Origin of the sequence: Candidatus Nitrosocosmicus franklandus (assembly GCF_900696045.1) — an archaeon.
GTDB classification, from domain to species: Archaea; Thermoproteota; Nitrososphaeria; order Nitrososphaerales; family Nitrososphaeraceae; genus Nitrosocosmicus; species Nitrosocosmicus franklandus_A.
This window is the reverse complement of sequence record NZ_LR216287.1, coordinates 2,138,608-2,159,180: the sequence shown is the minus strand read 5'-3', so window position 1 is coordinate 2,159,180 and position 20,573 is coordinate 2,138,608. Positions and strand designations below refer to the sequence as shown.

18 protein-coding genes and 1 pseudogene are annotated in these 20,573 nt (G+C 34.6%); 12 read left to right on the top strand and 7 right to left on the bottom strand.

Annotated features, from left to right (window positions below):
* Nucleotides 1–48 precede the first annotated feature (48 nt).
* The 5 genes from NFRAN_RS10185 (at nt 49) to NFRAN_RS10165 (ending at nt 3,130) form a co-directional block, all read left to right on the top strand.
* Nucleotides 49–330 carry a hypothetical protein gene (locus NFRAN_RS10185; protein WP_134484891.1) on the top strand — a complete coding sequence of 94 codons (282 nt, stop codon included), beginning with the start codon at nt 49–51 and terminating at the stop codon, nt 328–330.
* Between the two features lie 58 nt (nt 331–388).
* A complete protein-coding gene (locus NFRAN_RS10180; protein ID WP_134484890.1) occupies nt 389–763 on the top strand; it encodes a fluoride efflux transporter FluC in 375 nt (124 codons plus the stop codon).
* 13 nt (nt 764–776) lie between these two features.
* Nucleotides 777–1,091, top strand: coding sequence for a DUF190 domain-containing protein (locus NFRAN_RS10175; protein ID WP_134484889.1), 315 nt, complete (start codon nt 777–779; stop codon nt 1,089–1,091).
* A gap of 176 nt (nt 1,092–1,267) precedes the next feature.
* Nucleotides 1,268–2,131, top strand: coding sequence for a sulfite exporter TauE/SafE family protein (locus NFRAN_RS10170; protein ID WP_172602285.1), 864 nt, complete (start codon nt 1,268–1,270; stop codon nt 2,129–2,131).
* 420 nt (nt 2,132–2,551) lie between these two features.
* Nucleotides 2,552–3,130, top strand: coding sequence for a hypothetical protein (locus NFRAN_RS10165; RefSeq protein WP_134484887.1), 579 nt, complete (start codon nt 2,552–2,554; stop codon nt 3,128–3,130).
* 363 nt (nt 3,131–3,493) lie between these two features.
* Here NFRAN_RS10165 and NFRAN_RS10160 read toward each other — a convergent pair whose 3' ends face one another.
* From NFRAN_RS10160 to NFRAN_RS14150, 3 genes are all read right to left on the bottom strand, one after another.
* Complete coding sequence (locus NFRAN_RS10160) at nt 3,494–4,672, bottom strand: right-handed parallel beta-helix repeat-containing protein (protein ID WP_134484886.1); 1,179 nt, start codon at nt 4,670–4,672, stop codon at nt 3,494–3,496.
* 404 nt (nt 4,673–5,076) lie between these two features.
* Nucleotides 5,077–5,385, bottom strand: a complete 309-nt coding sequence (locus tag NFRAN_RS14155) for a hypothetical protein (protein WP_197731175.1) — start codon at nt 5,383–5,385, stop codon at nt 5,077–5,079.
* 36 nt (nt 5,386–5,421) lie between these two features.
* Nucleotides 5,422–5,991 (bottom strand): cation diffusion facilitator family transporter, encoded by a 570-nt coding sequence (locus tag NFRAN_RS14150; RefSeq protein WP_269472350.1) that lies wholly within the window; start codon nt 5,989–5,991, stop codon nt 5,422–5,424.
* A gap of 1,422 nt (nt 5,992–7,413) precedes the next feature.
* On the opposite strand from NFRAN_RS14150, the pseudogene NFRAN_RS10150 reads away from it, so the two are divergent.
* The 3 genes and pseudogenes from NFRAN_RS10150 to NFRAN_RS10140 form a co-directional block, all read left to right on the top strand.
* Nucleotides 7,414–7,746: pseudogene (locus NFRAN_RS10150) on the top strand (transposase); the annotation flags it as partial.
* The gene (locus tag NFRAN_RS10145) at nt 7,662–8,216 is read left to right on the top strand and encodes an IS5 family transposase (protein ID WP_172602283.1); all 555 of its coding nucleotides are present in this window, start codon (nt 7,662–7,664) and stop codon (nt 8,214–8,216) included. The pseudogene NFRAN_RS10150 and the gene NFRAN_RS10145, both read left to right, overlap by 85 nt.
* A 462-nt stretch (nt 8,217–8,678) precedes the next feature.
* Nucleotides 8,679–9,419, top strand: coding sequence for an ion transporter (locus NFRAN_RS10140; protein WP_134484883.1), 741 nt, complete (start codon nt 8,679–8,681; stop codon nt 9,417–9,419).
* 765 nt (nt 9,420–10,184) lie between these two features.
* Here the strand turns inward: NFRAN_RS10140 and NFRAN_RS10135 are convergent.
* Nucleotides 10,185–10,484, bottom strand: a complete 300-nt coding sequence (locus NFRAN_RS10135; protein ID WP_134484882.1) for a hypothetical protein — start codon at nt 10,482–10,484, stop codon at nt 10,185–10,187.
* Nucleotides 10,485–11,080: 596 nt separating this feature from the next.
* Here NFRAN_RS10135 and NFRAN_RS14495 point away from each other — a divergent pair.
* From NFRAN_RS14495 to NFRAN_RS10120, 4 genes are all read left to right on the top strand, one after another.
* On the top strand, nt 11,081–11,698 hold the full coding sequence (locus NFRAN_RS14495) for a PsbP-related protein (RefSeq protein ID WP_425321227.1): 618 nt from the start codon (nt 11,081–11,083) through the stop codon (nt 11,696–11,698).
* 711 nt (nt 11,699–12,409) lie between these two features.
* Nucleotides 12,410–12,718, top strand: coding sequence for a hypothetical protein (locus NFRAN_RS10130; protein ID WP_134484881.1), 309 nt, complete (start codon nt 12,410–12,412; stop codon nt 12,716–12,718).
* 150 nt (nt 12,719–12,868) lie between these two features.
* On the top strand, nt 12,869–13,963 hold the full coding sequence (locus tag NFRAN_RS10125; protein WP_172602282.1) for a serine hydrolase domain-containing protein: 1,095 nt from the start codon (nt 12,869–12,871) through the stop codon (nt 13,961–13,963).
* A gap of 1,145 nt (nt 13,964–15,108) precedes the next feature.
* Nucleotides 15,109–16,467, top strand: a complete 1,359-nt coding sequence (locus NFRAN_RS10120; RefSeq protein ID WP_172602281.1) for a 6-bladed beta-propeller — start codon at nt 15,109–15,111, stop codon at nt 16,465–16,467.
* Between the two features lie 1,529 nt (nt 16,468–17,996).
* Here the strand turns inward: NFRAN_RS10120 and NFRAN_RS10115 are convergent.
* The 3 genes from NFRAN_RS10115 to NFRAN_RS10105 form a co-directional block, all read right to left on the bottom strand.
* Nucleotides 17,997–18,503, bottom strand: a complete 507-nt coding sequence (locus tag NFRAN_RS10115) for a hypothetical protein (protein WP_134484878.1) — start codon at nt 18,501–18,503, stop codon at nt 17,997–17,999.
* A 10-nt stretch (nt 18,504–18,513) separates the two neighbouring features.
* Nucleotides 18,514–19,974, bottom strand: a complete 1,461-nt coding sequence (locus NFRAN_RS10110) for a multicopper oxidase family protein (protein WP_172602280.1) — start codon at nt 19,972–19,974, stop codon at nt 18,514–18,516.
* A 100-nt stretch (nt 19,975–20,074) separates the two neighbouring features.
* Complete coding sequence (locus NFRAN_RS10105; protein ID WP_134484876.1) at nt 20,075–20,443, bottom strand: hypothetical protein; 369 nt, start codon at nt 20,441–20,443, stop codon at nt 20,075–20,077.
* Between the last annotated feature and the right edge of the window lie 130 nt (nt 20,444–20,573).

The window sequence follows — 20,573 nt, the reverse complement described above, 5'->3', positions numbered from 1 at the left end:
GTTTCACATCTTTTTATCCAGGAGTATTCCACTCATCCTTTTATTGATGTGTATATTACCAAAGTAAGTAAAGGAGATGCATTTGAAATTGTTGTATCCAAATTAAGTCAAATTTCTGACATTACAGGACAGATAATGTATCTTGGCGATTCTGAAAACGATGATCCTGCTTTCAGAAAATCTGATGTCTCTATTGGTGTAAGTTCGGATGATAGGTTAAGTCCGCGCTTAGATTACACCTATACCATAAAGTTTGAGAATTTACCTAGTTTTTTCAATAGACTAGTTGACAACAACTATATTTTTTCTGAATCACTTTTAACTTTTTAATAATCACCATCTTCCAAAACTACATAAGGGATTGTAGAATCATCGAACAATAATAGTATTGAAAGGAATAGAGTTTATTTTGCTAGCAGGTGGAGCCATCTTGGGGGCCTATATCCGATATAAAATAACCTCCTTTCCTTTGATTCTCGACATTATTGGTTCAAACGTCTTGATAGTAAACATTATAGGCAGTTTCATTCTTGGTGTCTTTTCTATTTTGTTAATCCACTGGAACTTAGACCAAAGATATTCTTTTTTTGTTGCCATTGGCTTTTGTGGCTCTTTAACCACTATGTCATCCTTTGCATTAGAAAACATAGTAATGTTTGAAAACAAACAAATTTTAAATATGATGGTTAATGTGTTAGCAAATGTAGGACTTTCTTTTTTGGCTCTTTATGGCGGAAGAGTCTTAATAATTCAGTTACTTTAGTAATATTATCTTAATGACATTAAAACAGATGATTTGTTTGAACATTCGTATAAAGAAAAACGATGACATGAATGGAAAAAGACTTGAAAAAACCATTATAGATTTCTTGATGAAGTCAAAGGTTTTAGGTGCTATTGTCTGGTTAGGAGTAGATGGATTTGGAAGAAGAGGCAAGTCAACAGTTCATTTGGAGGGATTGATGATAAACCAGCCCATGATGATTGAAACTATAGATGAGGAAGAAAAGATACGACCATTGTTAGTACCGTTAAAACAAATGATAGGTGATAACGGCTTTATTACTATTCATAAGGTAGAAGTGGTATAGTCCTGAATCATAGCATGGCTTAAAAATTAGCTATACAATACTAATAATAGAATCCGTTAGATATTTCAAAATTATGAGGCTGTCTTTAAAGTTTCTTTCAAAAAGTTATTAAATATAATGTATTTTAATCTCGTCGAGTCTCCAGTGACTGAACAAGAACTATGGAGATGCTTATTATGATTCTCTATGCGGGTCTGGGAGGAGTCATTGGATTCATTGGGGGACTGATCGGGCTAGTCCTTGGAGTAATACGGTTTCCATTTATTTTAGAGGCGGAGACTTCAGCATCAATTGCGGCTGGAACTAACCTTTCTGTTAGCACAGTTGGCGCAATATCAGGTACAATAAACCATTACCGTCAAAAAAATATTGATTTCAAAATTTTTCTAGTAATAGCATTATCTGGAGCCTTTGGTGCATTTATTGGGTCGTTTCTGACTAATTTAGTTTCTGCTGTGATTCTGCTGTGTTTAATAATCATCATAATATCTTACGAGGCCATGGATTTGATGATTAAATCTAGAAAAGTTAGTAGGGGTGCCAATAGGAATTATGATTCCAAACTAGTTGCCTCTACTGGGAGTAATACTATTGATAAAGAAGATATTTCAAACACCACCAGTATCGATTCAATTGATGGACACAAGATAAGAGAAATATCCAAAGAATCTGGCATAGGATTTAGTGTTGGACTATTGGGCGGAATGGTTGGACTTGTATTAGGAAGCATAAGGATGCCCGCTATGATTTCTATTCTTAAACTTCCCACAGGAATTGCAATAGGAACTGATCTGGCTTCATCAGCATTTATGGGAATAGTCGGATTAATAGGACATTTAATAAATAATAACATAGATTTTGTCATCCTAACTTTAATGAGTCCAACTGCAATGCTAGGAGCATTTTTGGGGTCAAAGTTTACTAACAAGATAGATGAATCAAAGATGAAGTTTGTAATTTCTATAGTTTTAATTGTAATTGCAGCTGCTATGTTTTTACGACTTTTTGGACTAGTTTATTCATCATACATATTCTTGTAAAGAGTGAATAACAAAGGAGTATGAGACCTTTCTATTGGGAAGCCAATATGTACCAAAACTTGCTTAAGTTGACGCTAATCGTGATATAGATGTTGAATCGACCCGAAATTGTCTTATTTTTCACTGAACCAGCAAACCATGGGGAACTTAATTCTACCGAAACTTTCAATATTTTTTTTTGAAGGCGATTGCTAAGGATAAATCAACCATGCATTTCTGAACTACTGAATCAAATCCAGATTATCTGTGTTGCAGCAAGAATCGTTGAATTTGATCGAATGTTTCAGTCAACTACTACAAGATTCTTATGGAAATGTAATATATCAAGAAGATTAGTAACTTGAAAATCTAATTATCTTTAGTTAAATATCATTTTATTAGTTAAATCACATTAAAACAACAATTACATTGAATTAGAATATGATGATTCGTTATTCGACGTTGTACAGAAAGCGCATAAAAAATACTCAAACGGTTCAAGATGATGGGTTTGGCTTTCATCTTAATCCATCAAAGTTGATAAAGATGAGCATCATAATTGGAATTTTATTTTCTTTTTCGATTGCTATTGACAAGATGTTGAAAAGTGACCTTGAGGTTTACGCACAAACAGAACAAAAACAACAACATCAAAGTGAAGCTGAGAACAGTTCGTCAGAGCAAATATCCATTAAGTTAGATTCCGTGAAATTTACTTCTCTTGACAATTCAGGAAATAATCAACTAAAAGTTGATATAACTTATAAAACAAATGATCCTAAATTAGTAAATACCTTCATGCATGGTGTTATGAAAGTATATACAATTGATGGAACTCTTATAAAAACATCAAGTATTCCAATTGGATATATTTTAGGGCAAGCAGGTCCTATGCACTTTGCAACAACAATTGATGATAAATCAATACATCATGTTAAAGCTGAAATCGCAATGACTGACTCTTCTAAATTAGTAAAGATATCAAACACCATTGAAGTCGATGCAACATTTGAAAATTAATAATTGCGTGTCACAACAGGCTTAAATTTATTTATTCATTTATTCAATTGCCAATAGTTTAAAATGACTGAATATTCCGAAGTAACGATAACTATGTTATGGATAGGCTTTGTACTAATGTCTCTGGGTATTATATACAGAAAAAGAATAGTCAGATTATTTAGAAGATAATAATGGAATATTGATTGGATCTTACTTTATAATGATCTCTCCCTCTTCCTCCCTCTATTTAATGATTCATGGATTTCTATCTGATGGTTTATCTATAATATTTCCTTCCGTAGTTAGAACAAAAAGATTGGTTATTTAGCTGGATTCTTTATGACATTATTTTGTCTTTGTATTTGTAACTACTGACGTTCTCTAATGAGGTAAATTTTCCTCGAGTATATTGTCTTCGATCAAATTGTCTAAAGAGTCATCACTATATTCTATTCCTTCTGTTGCATTAATCACAGTATTGTTGTAAACTTTGTTGTCGACAGAGTTATGATACAAATAGATTCCTTGGCTTTCACAATTGCGTACAGTATTTCCATAAACTTCGTTATCGTGTGATTGAGATAGGAATATGCATTTTTCCTCATCATGAACGTTGTTATTTCTAGCTATGGAATCATACATATTTCTACTAAACATTATTCCTGAGCCCGCACTATTGTATACTTCATTATCTTCTATCGTAATGTTATAACAATCCAAAGAACATATTATGCCCATAGCTCCATGGTCATGTACAGTATTATTTCTTATTATCATGTCATGAGTGGCTGTGTGCGGATCAAATCCGTACATAAAATTATGGTGCACATGGTTGTCCTCTAGAATTACATTCCCAACACCTACAGAATAGAATCCAAAGCGATTATGGTGTATTTCGTTATTTTTTACTATACTTGTCCCATTACTTCCATAGTAACTAAGACCGGAACAACCGCTCCCACATTCGTAACCTAAATAGGTAAGTTCCGAATTGGTTACATTCATAGTACCCGTAATCTCATCATCTGCCTTAATATATGGTCTAGGTACTGCGTCAATGCCAGTATGTTCGTGTTTTCTATCAGGTAATATGTCATATTCAAATTTTATGAAGTCGTTGTTCTCAGGATCCCATGAAGAGATTTTCACGGAATCTATAATTAAATTACCTAAAACAGTGATAGAATTAACGTTATCTCTGTCGCCACCACCTTCTTTGTCTCCTGCTAGGATTTTTAACCATGTGGTATCTTTTGAGTCAATAACCAGGGTAGCACCCTGCTCTACCACTATGCGGGAATCTAACACCCACGTATTATTATCTTCTTTTTTTAGCAAATCTGGATTTTGTATGGCATTATTCACCTCTGAAAGAGTAACGTCTTGAGCACAAGAAATCGAAATCGTATTTCTCTCGCTGTCAATGCTATAACTAATACAACTCTGTTCATTATCTTCTTGAGCATGTGTCCAGTTGTTTGATATATACGGAACAACTACTACTACTAGCGCAATGGTCAGTAAATAACGGACGTCTAACCTTCGAATATCCAAATTCAATAGACTACTTGTCAAAAAAATAATTATATGGATTATCTGTAAATTAGCTAGAACAATTCATTAATTTAATATATGATTTATTGGATATTTCTAAATTTTTCATTTGCTTATACAAAAACTAGTTTATGTGTCGTTATCAAATCTGTCCAATCTTTCCATCATAACATTGACCTCCTCTACTTTTTTTGCTGTCAATTTGCAAAAAGATAAGAATTGAAGACAAATTTTTATGTAATAATTTTCTAATGTTTATGCACGCTAATTCAAAAATCACAGGATAATATGTAATGACTACACGTTTTCCCTCATTATCCTACATAATTATATAGAAAACTACTGAAGATAGATTCCAAGATTCTTTATCCGAGTTGGTTGATCCCATACTCTCCCTTTGATTGCTCTGTTTACTTTGCCCGTTCAAATTCTATATATATCTTTGAAGGAACTGCATAAGGTATAACTTGGTTTATCTTATTTTCAATATTGTCAATTACTGATTCTATTGTATCCATATCTAAATTATTCACCAAACTCACTTCTATGGCAATTAGTACATCTTCTGGTGCAAGATGCATTGAACGAATTGAAATTATCTTATCTACTTCTGGGATTTTGGATATGATATTGTAAATATTCTGATTGTCTCTTCTGGATATTGATTCTCCTATTAACAAATCTTTATTTTCTCTAGTTAAAAAGAATGCAAAGGACATTAGTACTGTACCAATCAAGAGTGAACCAACAACATCTTAAATTAGATTTCCCGTTACATCTGAAAGAAAAACCGCGGTAGTCGCTATAGCAATTCCTAACAGAGCGGCTGAATCTTCCACTATAACCGTTAAGATAGATGTATCTTTGCTTTCCTTAAATTCTGTCCTCATACTAGAGAAAGTTAATTTTTCGCCTCTATCTTCAATTCCTTTCTTAAATATTCTAAAAGCTATTCTTAGGGCATTTGCTTCAAACACGAAAGAAATTGCCAAAATTATATAAGTTATAGTTACGTTTTCTAGGTGATGGCTTTTTGTTCCCAATAAAGAACTGAACCCTTGTTCTAATGATAATATTCCAGATATACCAAATATTAGAGTGGCGACTATAAAAGACCAGAAAAATTGTTCTTTACCATAGCCCAATGGATGTCTTTCGGTAACCTGTCTTTTACTTGTTCTAATTCCAACTAGCAGTAATACCTGATTAAAAGTATCAGAAAACGAATGATATGTTTCAGCCCACATAGAAGTGCTACCAGTCATTAGCGCTGCAATGAGCTTTGATACTGCAATTCCTAAATTCCCAAATAAAGCGGCGTAAATTGCTTTTTTCGAGCCACCGCCGCCAAAAATTTTTGTAATATGCCACCCATTTATAATTAAATACCGAATCCAAAATTGATTGTAAGAATTCTATACTATTTGTAGGAAGCGTTTGTTTGGTTGTAATCAATTACATCAAGTAGGAATTCTACAATGTATAAGAAAAATCTTGTCTCTGAAACTTTTTTATATAGGAATCATTAGTAATAATTTATTCAAACCCAAACTCATCCACTAGAATCATCATCATCATCAGTTCATAGAAAAGTGTTTTTCAAAATTGATGGAAGATGTTGCACTAGGTGTCAAACTGAATTAGATGGCACCTTAGATAGTCTAAATGGTGTTAAAAAAATTGAACTAAACTATATTACCAATATTATGATGCTTCAATATGACGCAAGTTTAGTGTCAAAAAACAATCTTGTTAAAATACTAGAATCACAATGTAACATTCTAAAGGTCAAAAGAAATAATTCTATACTGGAACTATGATTAAATACAGATCACATGGTCAAAATACAAATGAATTGAATTTATTTTTTGATCAATGCATCACTGGCTACGAAATTTATAAATCGTCTTTTTGTGTATGTATTTGTAAATAATGGAAAAATAGTAATTTTTACACCATTTAATAGCCCGATTTAAGCTATCGTTTATCGTTACACCAAATAAGAGTATTAATCATAGACGAAATAAAAAAATACAAACCAAACGAGACGAAATTTAGAAAGATCAGGTACAACTTGATAAAAATTCCACTCTATTCCTAACCAAATTAAACCATCTACTTTTAAATTCTGCGTTAGATCATAAATGGTGTGATATTATAAAATAACAAAAACGAATGAACGGTCAAAATATAAAGTTGTCATTTACTATACCAATTGAGTGGTAGTAGAGTTTAAATTAAAATACTAATACATTACGAAACTCGTAATTTAGAACCATATGTTGCAGTAATTGATTGTCAATTCTGTAGCCATCCATTCAGAAATGATGGTATTCTATATATTGATCTGAAACATCTGTGGGTGCAGAACAAAAAACCAGTAAGAAACTATGATGTGAACTGTGATTTAAACCACAATAAAGTTTTATCATCATGACTGTTCTAAATATAAAGTTCATTATTAGGTGATATTTCTACTGCTTGACATTATTACTATTGTTTTAGCCAAACCCCTTTCCATAAGGAACTTGTTTTCACCGAATTTATTTATGAAAAATCTATTGTCATTTTTAGATTCTCTTATAAGGATCAAACAAAATAAATAAGAACCTATCCCAAAATTCGATAGAAATATAGCCCCTTATCTGTCTTGGTAAACCGTGATCTGTGTCCAGACTAAGGAAGACAAAGCAAAACACACTCTTCCTACTATCAGAAGGATTCCCGATGAATAATGGGACGAGTGTAAGAAGATACTGCCTAAAGAAAAGCCTCCAAAAACTGTGGGTAGACCGATTATTCCATATAAACAAGTACTGGATGGGATCCTTTACGTTCTTAGAACGGGGTGCCAATGGAAGATGCTTCCAAAAGAATATGGTTCAGGTTCTACCTGTCACAGGAGATTTCAGGAGTGGAATAAACTGGATGTATTTAAAAATGCATGGATCAAACTATTGAAAGATTATGAAGATAAAATTGGTCTCAACTGGACGTGGCAATCCATAGACAGTATATCCATAAAGTCACCTTTAGGGGGGCCAAGACTGGAAATAATCCCACAGACAGGAGCAAACTAGGCACAAAAAGACACATTTTGACAGAGAAGAAAGGTATTCCTCTATCGGTTGTAATTTCACCTGCTAGCACTCACGACATCAATCTGGTAACAGATGTAGTCGATAATACAGTAATAAAAAGACCAAAATCATTATCCAGATCGAGACGACGACGACGACGATTACAACATCTGTGTCTTGATAAGGGATACAAATCTGCAGAGGAAGAACAGGAATTAATCAAACGAGGATATGTTCTGCACATTCCAATCAAGAAGAAAAAAGGGAAGAAAGGTGAAATTGGCAAAGAAATATCAATGCCAAACCGTAAGAAATATTCTTCCAAGAGATGGGTTGTAGAGAGAACGAATTCATGGCATAACAGGTTTAGGAAACTCTTCACACGATATGAAAAGAAGGATGAAAACTATCTTGGTCTAGCACAGTTCTCTTGTAGTATAATCATCTATAGAAAGTTAATTTTGGGATAGGCTCTTAATAAAATAATCTTTTAATATCAAAACGTGTCATTAAACATATTTGAACTTTAAAAAGGTTAATTTAGGATGTAGATTAATTTACTTGACTCGATGTCCATCTATTGTTTATGGCTTTTGATTGCAGGCATTCCTTGTTTATAATTCATAGATACATAATCTGCTACTTGATAAGGATAATTATCAATGGATCTAACCAGAGCTTTCGAAGTTTATATCGCACAGGTATCACTCAGTTTGATTTATACTTCACAACCAAATTAGTTGTTTGATGTCTATACTAATTTTCCAAAGTAAACACAATGACATACAAACGTTATACTTATAAAAAAAGATTCTTTTGTCTTAAAATAACATCATTTTTTTGGAAGATTGTTATTGTATTAATCAAATTCAAAGTAAGGGCAATAGACTATATAGAACAATAATATATTTTTCCTTATATAACAAGTAGGAATGTTTATCAGTAAAATAAAGAAAACAGTAGATGATCCAAAGTTTAATCATTTTATTACAATAGTTATTCTCTTACAGGCAGCTAGTTTAGCATTAGAAACATTTCAAGAGTTAGATACGTATAAGGTACTCTTTGAATCAATCAATATTTTCGTTATAGTTGTTTTCATAGTTGAAGCTTCATTAAAAATATTCTCTACCTATCCGAATGTTACTTTGTATTTTAAGGATGGATGGAATTTGTTTGATTTTTCCATAATAGTATTATCATTAATTCCTTTCAGCGGAGGATATTCAACGATTGCAAGATTGGTAAGACTTCTCAGGGTTACTCGACTTACAAGTACATCAAAAGAAATGTCTGCAGTGGTTATGACAATAATAAAATCGATACCAAGTATGATAAATATTCTTCTACTTTTATTACTTGTTTTTTTCATATTTGGTATAACAGGTTATCATCTGTTTAATGACATAGACCCTAAGCATTGGGATTCTTTGCCTAGATCCTTTTTGACACTATTTGAAATATTAACATTAGCGAATTGGACAGATATAATGTATATTGCTATCGATGTTAATCATTTGTATGGAATTTATTTCATTAGTTTCATCTTAATAAGTACTTTTGTAGTCATCAATATATTCATAGGAGTAATAGTAAGAAAATCTGAAGAAGCCTATAAACAAATTGAAAGTCACATATCTGTCACACCTATAACTCAGAGAGATATTGGATGAAATAAAAGAAATAAGAAAGAAGATAGATAATTTAGAATCAAAGCTTTCAAAATCAGATTCCTGAAAATAAAAATTACTTGGGATAGAAACAGTAATTTATGCAAATATATAAAATGTTGTTATACTATTAGTCACTTTTTTTACTTTATAATAAATAAGATAATTCAAATTGCGAATGTTTCTATTTGACATACCTTCTGTTCTACTAAATTTGATCAAACTAACGGATGCTATTGACATCCCTGATAAGCTGTAACCAATTCATATAAAATAATTATCACAACAATAAAATAGAAGGACACTAAGAACTTTATTTTTGATTTTGCTAAATATTAAATTTTGTCAAATTTATCTATCAATGGAAACAGTTGATGAAAATAATCGTAGATTTTGGATGTGAATTAGACATCCTTGCAGGTTCGGTAGTATTAATTTCCGTATTGTATATGGTTTCGGTCGAGATTCAAAATTAAAATATTTCTTTAATATTATTCAAACCAATAATGATTTAGATAAATCCAAAATCTCTAGATATAAGTTTAAGTCGATTAAGAACTTATTATAACATCAAGTAAAATAGGATTTAGTTTTTACTACAGAAGGAATGCATAACAAAATTACTATTCGTTGATAAATACACACAATTTAGGTTAGAAATTGATTTACGCAGATTCTTTTTCCTTAGAAAAGATAAAAGACAGAGATGGTGAGTCCATAATATAATATAATGTGGTGTTAAAAGATGGGGCGCTTGTATGTTGAGCCTCATAATGTTGGAGGATTTTTATACGTGGGCTTTTCGCATATCCAAAAGTGTAAACCATTGTTAGGACAGTATGTTTCTAATAGGTTAGGTTTTGAATTCTCTACCAATATGTAGAACCTATTCCTATCAAACAATTTTTTGATTTGTTTCTTTTGAACCTTTGATATACTACCAGTGTAGAATTCTAACCCGTCGCCCTTATTCCAGTAAAAGTGTAAATTATATACGTTCTTCTCACCCCCAAGTATTTTAAAAATTTTTCTGGTTAGCTCTATTTGTTGGGCTTTGGTTATGGTCATTTGTCTAGTATCATGGTAATTTGTCCAGATTGTAATTCAAGTTTTTCGAGTTGTTTGTTGGGGTCGCGGTCGCTCACGATTATGATGTTATCTCAACTACTTTAATCATTACCTATACGATGTGTTTACATACTTTTTCCCATATTCAAAATCTTCACAGAAGCACGCGTCTGTATTACTGTCTAGCATTGTGATTATCTGTTTTTTTATACTTGCTTGTCATCTTCTTTACCTCATATTGGTTTATGTCTACTTGGGTTATGGTGTTAGTTTGTGCGTAGAGGGTCGGTCACGCTCTGTAGTAATCTCAACATGTTTTAGGCACCGCCCTTATTGAGTAGATGAAGAATATCAATACATGTTGTTGATGCGACAAAATAATTGAATTTGTTTCCTAGTTTAAACGCCTCATGAGTATCTTTAGGTTGTGTGTTAAGATGTAGATTTGACCATACGTGTATTATATACAAAGTCCTGCCACTTATCCTCTTACTATTTCATCTGACAAGACTCCATAGACTAAGTAAATCAGAAATTTCATGGTGAACTGCGGCTACCCAAATTATATATTTTAAATAGTGTGACAATGATATGATATCATAGTCAACACGATTAGTCAGTTAAAAGATTCAAGTATTTTCATTCTATCAGCATTATTAATTACCGCTCTCATTGAAACGTCAAATGTAAACTCTCAGGAGACAGAATTACAAACATTTAACAATTCAGAAATTAAAGTAAACTATCCTTCGAGCTGGGAAATTGCTCCAACAACAAATTCAACCTTTCCTTATTATGGATCTGATACTTTAGTAGTTTTCAAACCGATTGGTGAAACAAACCCTCTAAATATCACCTATCTTAATATTTCTCCGCTTCAGGTAGGTACATCATTAGGTAATACATCCCTAGCAGCATCACGTGATAGTTTAGACAAAATTGTTTCAGAGCAGATTGCATTTTTACAAGATCCAGAGTCATTTTATGGTAACCTAGATGTTGAAATACTCGCAAACAATGCAACAACGGTAGATAGTTTACCTGCAAAAGAATTAATCTATCTTATTCACGGTTTAGGAACTTTTGATTCAGAAATAGTTGTGATTCATGGAGATAAACAATATCTATTACATTTCACTACGCCCATTTCAAATGTTTCAGAAACATTACCTACAGCTCAACAAATAATTAAGAGCTTGAAGTTTAACACATAATTTTTCTACTTTAATACAAGATGAGAGATTGTGTCAAGTATCTTAAAAAAACTATTCAAATATTTTCAATGATTGAAACTTTTCATCTTGATATAATTCCTTCTTAGAATTGTAATAGGTAGATCTCGAGATAAGTCTTCATAGGATGATAGATCCGCTAATCAATAATCATTAAAATTTTGTTCATTGGCAGACATATCAAAATTAGAAATATACGTCTCTGATGTCATCGTCTGTGGATTATTTAAAGATTCGTTACAGATCTGTTACAGGTTAGATGGGACTAATAACAAAGTTGACTATTTAAATGGCCCAATCCTAATGCAAGTTAGTATGCATACAAACAAAATATACGTAATAATTCGATGGGTGTAAGAAAAGATGTCCTAATTTCTATAAAAATTTTATATCTTCATAAAACACGACATTTCTGAAGTTTGGATTATAGGTGTATTTCTATATCCATAAATGATTCACAAATCTTTCTATCTTATGTATCAGTTAACATCTTTATATTCATCAGTGACTTTCGAATCTTCCAAGCATGGATAAGTTCTTGAATGGATATTTTGATATTAACTCGGAGTAGAAATTGCTCCATGAATTAACTAGTTTTAGCAGTTTGGACCCGTTATTGATAGTCATTTTCCGTTAATTCTTGATTTTGTCTATTAACACCGAATTTAAATATCAATCTACATATTTGAAAATATGTTCGGGTCCATAATAACAGTAGATAGGATAAGTGAATTAGGCGCTATAAGTGGAAAAACAATTCAAGACTTATTTAAATTAAATGTGACAGCTATTGTAAAAGGTCATACCCCCATAGGAGATGGTGGTGGAGGTAATTTTGTGTGTAATCCTTCTTCTACAAAAGATAATAACGGAAAGGTCATTGAAACCACAGATCGATCTGTTGCAATTGATGGGATCCCTAAAGAACTTGAAATGAATCGATCTAGTGTTGGTTCAATGAAAGCCGCAGGTATGTTCGTGACTAAACTGGAGTATACATAAATGAAACCATTTTGCTTAGGCTTAGTGCTGGCAGCGTTCATACTCGTTCCAACTACAGCAATGGGACAAGTTGTGAACATAACTCCAACAAACAATACACTTGAGAATTCTACTATAGGTACTAATACAACGACAATCATCTCGAAGTGCTTGTCTAGTCAGATCGACATCGGCGGTACGTGTACGAGTAAGGCCGAGGTGTCGAAGCAGATCATCTCGATCACGCAAGGTGTCATGCAGAAGGAGGATGCCAAGGCTGCGCTCCTGCGCGTCGACGTCGGCAATAGTACTGTCGTCAATACGGGTCTCGGGGATTCCCAAGAGGGAGTGCCGGCGACCCCGGATATGAAGTTCCGTCCCGGCTCAATGGCGATCCCTATGCTCACGACTCTGGTGCTGCAGCTGCAGGAGCAGGGCAAGCTCAGCCTCGATGACACCCTGTCGAAGTGGTTCCCGCATTACCCCAACGCCGACAAGGTGACACTGCGGATGCTCTCGAGTGTCACCTCCGGCTACCCCGACTACATTCAAGAAAACCCGCCCTTCCAGGCGGCGCAGTTCGCAGAGCCGTTCCGCCATTGGACGGACGACGAGCTGCTGCAATACGCGTTCGCGCAGCCGATCGTCTGCGACCCGGGCACGTGTTTCCACTACGCGCACACCAACTTTATCATCCTCGGTAACGTTGTTGAGAAGATCACAGGAAAGTCGATCACCGAGCTCTTGCAGCAAAAGTTCCTCGGTCCGCTCGGGCTCACCGAAACAAATATCACGAAGCTCCCGGCCATCCCTTCACCCGCACTTCACGCGTACACGTCAGAGCGCGGTGTCTACGAGGAGTCGACAGGATGGAGCCCGTCGTGGGGCCTCGGCGACGGACTCATCATGACCTCGACACTGCGCGACATGACTACGCTCATCAAGGCGATCGGCACCGGCAAGCTGCTCTCGAAGGAGTCAGCGAGCGAGCAGGTCGAGGATCTGTCTAAGGGTCTGCCGGGTGCGCCGGGGCAGATCGGCTATGGACTTGGGGTCGCCGTCGGCAATGGGTGGGTGTTGCAGAACCCGGTCTTCAACGGATACGAAGGGATCGCCGCATACCTGCCGTCGCAGCAGCTCTCGATCGTGATCGTCAATACGCATGGCCCGAACGCCACAGAGGGCACGAGCATCGCCACCGACATCTTCAAGGAACTTGCTGCGTACCTGGCACCAACTTTACCCTCAACAGTCAATGATCGTTAATCACATGATCTTGACCTTACTTCTGTTTTTTTTGTCTTTTTTGCCTCAAAAGTTCTCAATTCTTTGGTCTAAAATAAAATTAAAGTGATTTATTCCGTCTTTCATATATGATATTGTTCATTACCTTATCCTTCTTGAAAGAGGAATAATAATACTGATCCTTATTGTCTAACACATATGCAAGTGGCAACGAAGTATCAACCTCTATAATCCCAGCTAATGGTTCCTGTTTTAAAGAAATCCAATTAGTTATTATTTTGATTGAACTTGTTAGACACGGTAAAAAAACAAAAGAAACAAAAGTAATTTAAAGAATCTTTACAACGTTCCTTTTCACAAGAAAGCATATAATTTAAGTCATTATCCAAATTATATACTCGCTTATCTATTTCTGGAATATTAAATTTAGATTATTGAAGCATATCCCCAACTTTTATTGACTGCTTGTGTGAAAGTCAAAGATGCTAAAATGGATTTTAGAATTTCCAACCACGCTATTCCGTCGAGATCATTCTTGTCCAACAATTCTCTGATATCTTATAGGAAAAAAGCGCGGTAACAATCTTTTTATTGTAACGTTTAGCTAAGTTTGATAAATTATTGTTTCAATCAATACTTACCATGTCTAACCAAATATCCTCCAGAACAAAGATTAAAATTGAAAGTTTTTAATTCAAAATAACATTTAAACCCTTTTCCTACCATGCACGAATCTCATTGATCAAATTACGCCATTTAGTAACTAAAGTTTTTGAAACCTTGTTATACTATGATCCTGGAGTCCAGATTGTAAATAAAATTTGATGCGATTGTGATTGTATCTCAGAATAGATCACGTTGTTTCTGTTTACTGTTTTGAATTGAATATAATCTGATTATAATATTGCTGTTCTGAATGGTTGTTATTAGCAGTTTGACAAGAGACTATCCAAAATAAAACTTCAATTAAAGTTACAAGTGAAGATCTTATGAAGATGGAATTAACCCAACCAGGATATTTGAATTTGTTTCTTTTTTTAATTCATCTTTTACAGTTGATTTGAAAATAATATTTTTTCAAGCTAATAATATCCTAAAATATCCCATTAGATAGTATTTGTCGTTAATTCCCAATTCCATAAGAGTAACTTCATCATTAATTTCATGTGATTAATCGATTTTTTTTGATTTTGATAATAGGTTTCACAACTACCACTGCAGTTACATTCGGAATGCTAGAGACCACAGGAGTAAAAGTAAATTGGGTTGCAAATGTTGATGATAGTGGTGCAGTCGGAGTCATTGTAAACATACTCTCTAACCAATTATCAAAATCTAGTTTTTCTGAAGTGATTCCATTGGCAATAAAATATGATCATGTATATGCACAAAAAGATGTGGTGAAGGAGGAAAAGTATTCAGGTGACCCTCAAATGCCTTCATTGTCTCTTCCAGACAGTTATTCAGATCTTCCAATGTACTTTGGAGACGAATTGTCGAACTTAAACTCTTATAAAGGTGATTTGGAGGATTCTGTGAAAGAAAAAATTCTACCACATGATCAAAGAACCCCGAGTTCAAAGACAATTGATGATATAATTCTAGATGATTTAGAGACTGCAGGAGAAGAAGGGAAAGGCGAATCAACAGTGGATTCAGCAACATCCAATGACATGAGAAAGAGTATTTATGTTGTTGACTACCAAAACACTCGAATACAAAAATTTAATGATAATGGTGATTTTGTCTTAAAATGGGGAGACAGAGGTAAAGAAGACGGTCAGTTTGGCGTACCTCACGGAATCGATCTTGACAAACAGGGTAATGTATACGTGGTAGACATGGATAACAACAATGTTCAAAAATTTGACAGTCAGGGCAATTTCATCCTCAAATGGGGTTCGATGGGAACAGGAGACGGTCAGTTTATGCATCCTCACAGTGTAACACTGGACTCTTCTGAAAATGTCTATGTGACTGATATGGCTAACTTTAATGTTCAAAAATTTGACAGTCAGGGCAATTTCATCCTCAAATGGGGTTCGATGGGAACAGGAGACGGTCAGTTTAATGCTCCAGAAGGAATAGCCGTGGATTCATCAGATAACCTATATGTTACTGATACAGATAACAACAATGTTCAAAAATTTGACAGTCAGGGCAATTTCATCCTCAAATGGGGTTCGATGGGAACAGGAGACGGTCAGTTCAAAAGACCAGCAGGCTTGGACATTGATTCAAGTGACAATGTTTATGTTGTTGATGCTGGAAATAGCAGAGTTCAGAAATTCAGTCCAGATGGCAAATTCATAGATTCATGGGGCTCAAAGGGCTCGGAACCCGGACAACTAGCCAGTCCGCATGATATTTCTGTCGATTCGGAGGGTAACTCATATGTAGTAGAACAAGATAATTTCAGAGTTCAGAAATTCAGTCCAGATGGCAAATATTTGGCTTCTTGGGGCACCCAGGGTAGCAACAATGATCAATTTCTAGACCCCCACAGTATTGTCGTGGGTACCTGACTGGATAAGGCTTACCTTGCCTTACCTTGCCTTACCTTACCGGTCTTTTGAATTATAAAACTCATAATGTTTGATTTTTTTCTTCTTTTTTCTGACCAACCGAAATACTGATTGTTATTATGAATGACGCATAATGGTTTTCCAGATCAACGCCTTGATCCGCAAAATAAGTGCATCAGTAAAACTATACTAGCAAAGTGATCATTAAGGAAGGAGCAATCAAATAACTATATAATTTATCAAATACCTGAATTACGAATTGCTTTTAGTTCTAACGTTTTTTCCAATTCATTTAGACTAAATTCATCTTTGTAAAGGTAAAGTATATTTCCTTCAAGACGTTTTATATCATTATTTCTTCAGATAATTTATGTAATCTTCTTGCGTTTGACATAATTATCTGCATTATAGAATTCTGCATTGTTGTTGATGTCTTTTCTTAATATTTCAATAAATCCCAATAGTGACTGCAAAAGTGTACGTAATACACGCACTGCTAGATCCACAAATCTGCTCTGTATTTTATCCGATATCGATTCTAATAAAATATAACAATTCCGGAATAAACAACCTGAAACCTTTGATCAATGGAATTTTAAAAACGATAATTCCATCCATTCCAGCAGTAATATCGGTTCTAATTAGTGATCGCTTATATTCACCTAACCTTATCACAATAAAAAAGGTCAACAATAACTTGATTTAATGGCGATAGTATTCTCCTACTGTTGCTTCAGGTCAAGCTGGTGAGAAAGATGCAGGTCAAGAATTTGATTCTAAGGTTATTTTACCAAATCAATAATTTAGTCTCAATTTGATGACTTGGGTAAATATGATTATTATTATTATTATTATTATTTTTGTCATCCATCAATTGTGGGAGAAATATTAGTCAAGTGATATCCAGATGACACATATCACATCTGACTATTCTTTCTTTCAAATATTGAACGGAACTCACTATTGAGTTAAAATCAGGTGGGAAAGTTCCGTATGACGGAAGGGTTCGGTTCTTTTGATAAATAATCGTCATAAGATAGCCAAATATGAGCTAGAGCATACTAAGTAATGGTTGTCTACTTTAAATCAAATGTATCAGGTTTACATAAAATGCCCTCATATCAACAAGGTCCTATTAACTTGAGCAATTTATAAGAGAATAAATATCTAATTCTTGATTTAGCTGATCTAAATTTAGCAAAATGTATCTGATCTTGGGCACAAATGGATTTTAAAAGAGTTCTTTAAATAAGAAAAATATTGGAAAGAGATTGAAAAAAACTACCTAAGGTAACAGAGTGTGTGATTTATTTTATAATTTTATTCATTTGTTTGAATTAAATTGTTGAAATAGTTAACTTAATTTTATTTTGTTGAAACATTTAGGATCACGAATTGATTATAGATAGGGCAGCTAATCTCTAAATATTTTTCAAATGAAGTATTTTCCTTTCCCCTAGTTTCCCCATTTATAGTAATTTGTTTTGGTAAGTGTTAGGCAATTGCATTACTTAAAGAGGTGTGGGGCCCTAATAGTTTGGCGTAGGGCCTAAAGAGTTGGTTTCGTTAGTTATGCATCTACTTAGCGAGTCCTGTTGTATTTTGGTAAACCCTGGTTTGGAGGCGGCTAAAAGACTATTAACCTCGTCCAAAACCATCTGCCTGTCATGAGCTGTGCTGTTTCCATTTATTAGAACATACCATATCCCCGTCATATCATTTACTGGGCCGCTATCTCCGACTACAATATTATTTATTAATGTCAGTGTATCAGAAGTTGGTATTAAGGAGTCGAAGTTCTGTATGCTTTCAGTCCAATTCTGAATACCGTTAGGTGCTACTTGCGTTTCGCCAACTTCCTTGAAACATCCCGTAATTGGGTCACTTCGCTCCCGTTCTCGCTCTTGTGCTACCGCAGGTGACTCAGATAGCAAAGTTATTTCTAAAAGTCCAGCTAAGGTAAATGTCATTATCGCAAACAAAGTCACAGCTGAAATTTTTTTGGAAATATTTGTATTGATATTGCTAATCTTCACATTCCATCACCTATTTGACCATTTCCACAATACCCATCATACCAAAGTCGCCATGAAACATCAGATGGCAGTGATAAACAGTTTTTCCTTCAAAATCATCAAATGGTATCCTTATGACCACTTCACCACCCGTTGGAATAATAACTGTATCTTGTAATCCCCTAGCCTCATATGGCTCCCCATTTACTGAAATTACTTGAAAATCATTCACATGGATATGAAATGGATGAATATTTGTTGTATTTACTCCGTCAAGGTTTACTAACCTCCACTCCTCTACAGTTCCAAGCTTAACTGTTTGATCTATCCTGTTTGGATCGAACGTCACGTTATCTATCTTGTATGTCCATTCTATGTCATTTGATGAAAAATTAAGAACTCGACTATTAGTAATGTTTTTAAGATTCAGGTCTTCCTTGGCCCTTAAGCTCGTTGGAATAATAGTTGAATTCTCTGTATCTTTTTGATTGCCTTGTATATTTACAGTTGCAATAATATTATGGTCCCATGTACCGTACGGTTCAGCAAATGTATTATTAAGTGGAATAGATCCGTTTCCTGTCGCAGTCACGAGTACATCAAACCGCTTTCCGGAAGGAAGGAAAAGAGAATCATTTTTCCATACCTCCCAAACTGGACTTCCATCTTCAGCTAAGACATAGAATGTGTTGCCAGGGAGTTCAACTGCAAGCTCATTCTCAGGACCTATGTTTGCGAACCGCCATAACTGAGTCTCTCCGGATGTAATATTGATGACTGGATTAATTTCTCCATTAACAGTATTTCTTTCAGTGCCTGTATTTGTATTACTTATGCTGTGTGGCAAGTGTTGTGTAGTAATGTATGCCTGGTCGAATGGAATATCTCTCATGGCAAAGGTATGTGTCGTGATATTCTGTAAGGATTCTGGTAATAACTTTTCTAACCCTTCAATAATGAACATGCCAGACAGACCTGCAGAGACTTGTCCATAAGAAAGTTTATGAAAATGTGAATGATACCAATCCGAGCCGGGATGGTGATCCTTTGGAATATTGAGGACATATTTCTGTGTCTTACCAGGTTCAACATTGAGGAATATATTATCCGATGCGCTTCCATCAGAATTATTCGTAGGAGATACGTGAAGTCCATGAAAATGAAGATTGGTGGACTCATTAAGATTATTTATCAAATCAATTTCAACTCTATCTCTAGGATAAACATGAAAAGCAGGTCCTGGAATCGAACCATTATAGGCCATAGAAACAATTGACTTGTTGTCGAGCTTACCCATCAAATAGTCTACCGTGAGAGTAGTTTTCAAAACACCATCTTTACTATATACATCTTGAGGTTTTGAATAGTTCATACCATCTAGAGACGATGGTTGATCCCTAATCAATGGTTGTGCAAAAGCTTCGATTTGTGGATTCAAAAATGCATTCCATGGAGAAGTGAAGGTGGAGCTTTGAGGTGCGATTGTAATCATCGCGATCAAACAAAGAGAAAAGATGGTAAAAGTAAAAATCATACCCCTGTTATTTACAGATTCTATTTTGTGGAACATTTAATCAAATATCACCTTATTCTTATCTCCAATGCCACATGAGAAATGCCCCGTTTCCGTCAGCATCAACACTGGTCTTATAAACAGCAACAGTATTAGCTAGGAATGATAGCTCTCCAGTAGCAACTTCGTCAAAAATCGCCACTCCTCTGCTTTTGTAATTGTTGTAGGAATCATAGTTACCTATTGCTTGAAAGGTATAAGACGCTGAACCCATGTCATTATCAGCTGTTAAATTTCTAAAGCCTTGTAGATACACCGTGTTATTATCTCTAAGAGTCTCAGTGGTGTTTCCAATATGATTGACGCTTAAAGTTCCATTGATTACTCCTACATTTGTATGGTTCAGATAAAGCTTTGATTCCGATTCCGATTGTGGCTTCTCAACCACGTGCTGATATTGCTGAATATAAAAGGGACTACCCAATACCGCAGGATCGGCTAGGTATTCTATGGAACCGGTATTATTGGAAGCATATACACGTTTGGAAGTATAAATAATGTAAAACCAAAAACCATTA

Excerpts from the sequence above, each read along its gene's own strand:
- NFRAN_RS10175 (WP_134484889.1), top strand. The coding sequence starts at position 777 with ATGACATTAAAACAGATGATTTGTTTGAACATTCGTATAAAGAAAAAC.
- NFRAN_RS10130 (WP_134484881.1), top strand. The coding sequence starts at position 12,410 with ATGTTCGGGTCCATAATAACAGTAGATAGGATAAGTGAATTAGGCGCT.
- NFRAN_RS10165 (WP_134484887.1), top strand. The coding sequence starts at position 2,552 with ATGATGATTCGTTATTCGACGTTGTACAGAAAGCGCATAAAAAATACT.
- NFRAN_RS10140 (WP_134484883.1), top strand. The coding sequence starts at position 8,679 with ATGTTTATCAGTAAAATAAAGAAAACAGTAGATGATCCAAAGTTTAAT.
- NFRAN_RS10110 (WP_172602280.1), bottom strand. The coding sequence starts at position 19,974 with ATGATTACAATCGCACCTCAAAGCTCCACCTTCACTTCTCCATGGAAT.
- NFRAN_RS10135 (WP_134484882.1), bottom strand. The coding sequence starts at position 10,484 with ATGACCATAACCAAAGCCCAACAAATAGAGCTAACCAGAAAAATTTTT.
- NFRAN_RS10170 (WP_172602285.1), top strand. The coding sequence starts at position 1,268 with ATGATTCTCTATGCGGGTCTGGGAGGAGTCATTGGATTCATTGGGGGA.
- NFRAN_RS14155 (WP_197731175.1), bottom strand. The coding sequence starts at position 5,385 with ATGTCCTTTGCATTCTTTTTAACTAGAGAAAATAAAGATTTGTTAATA.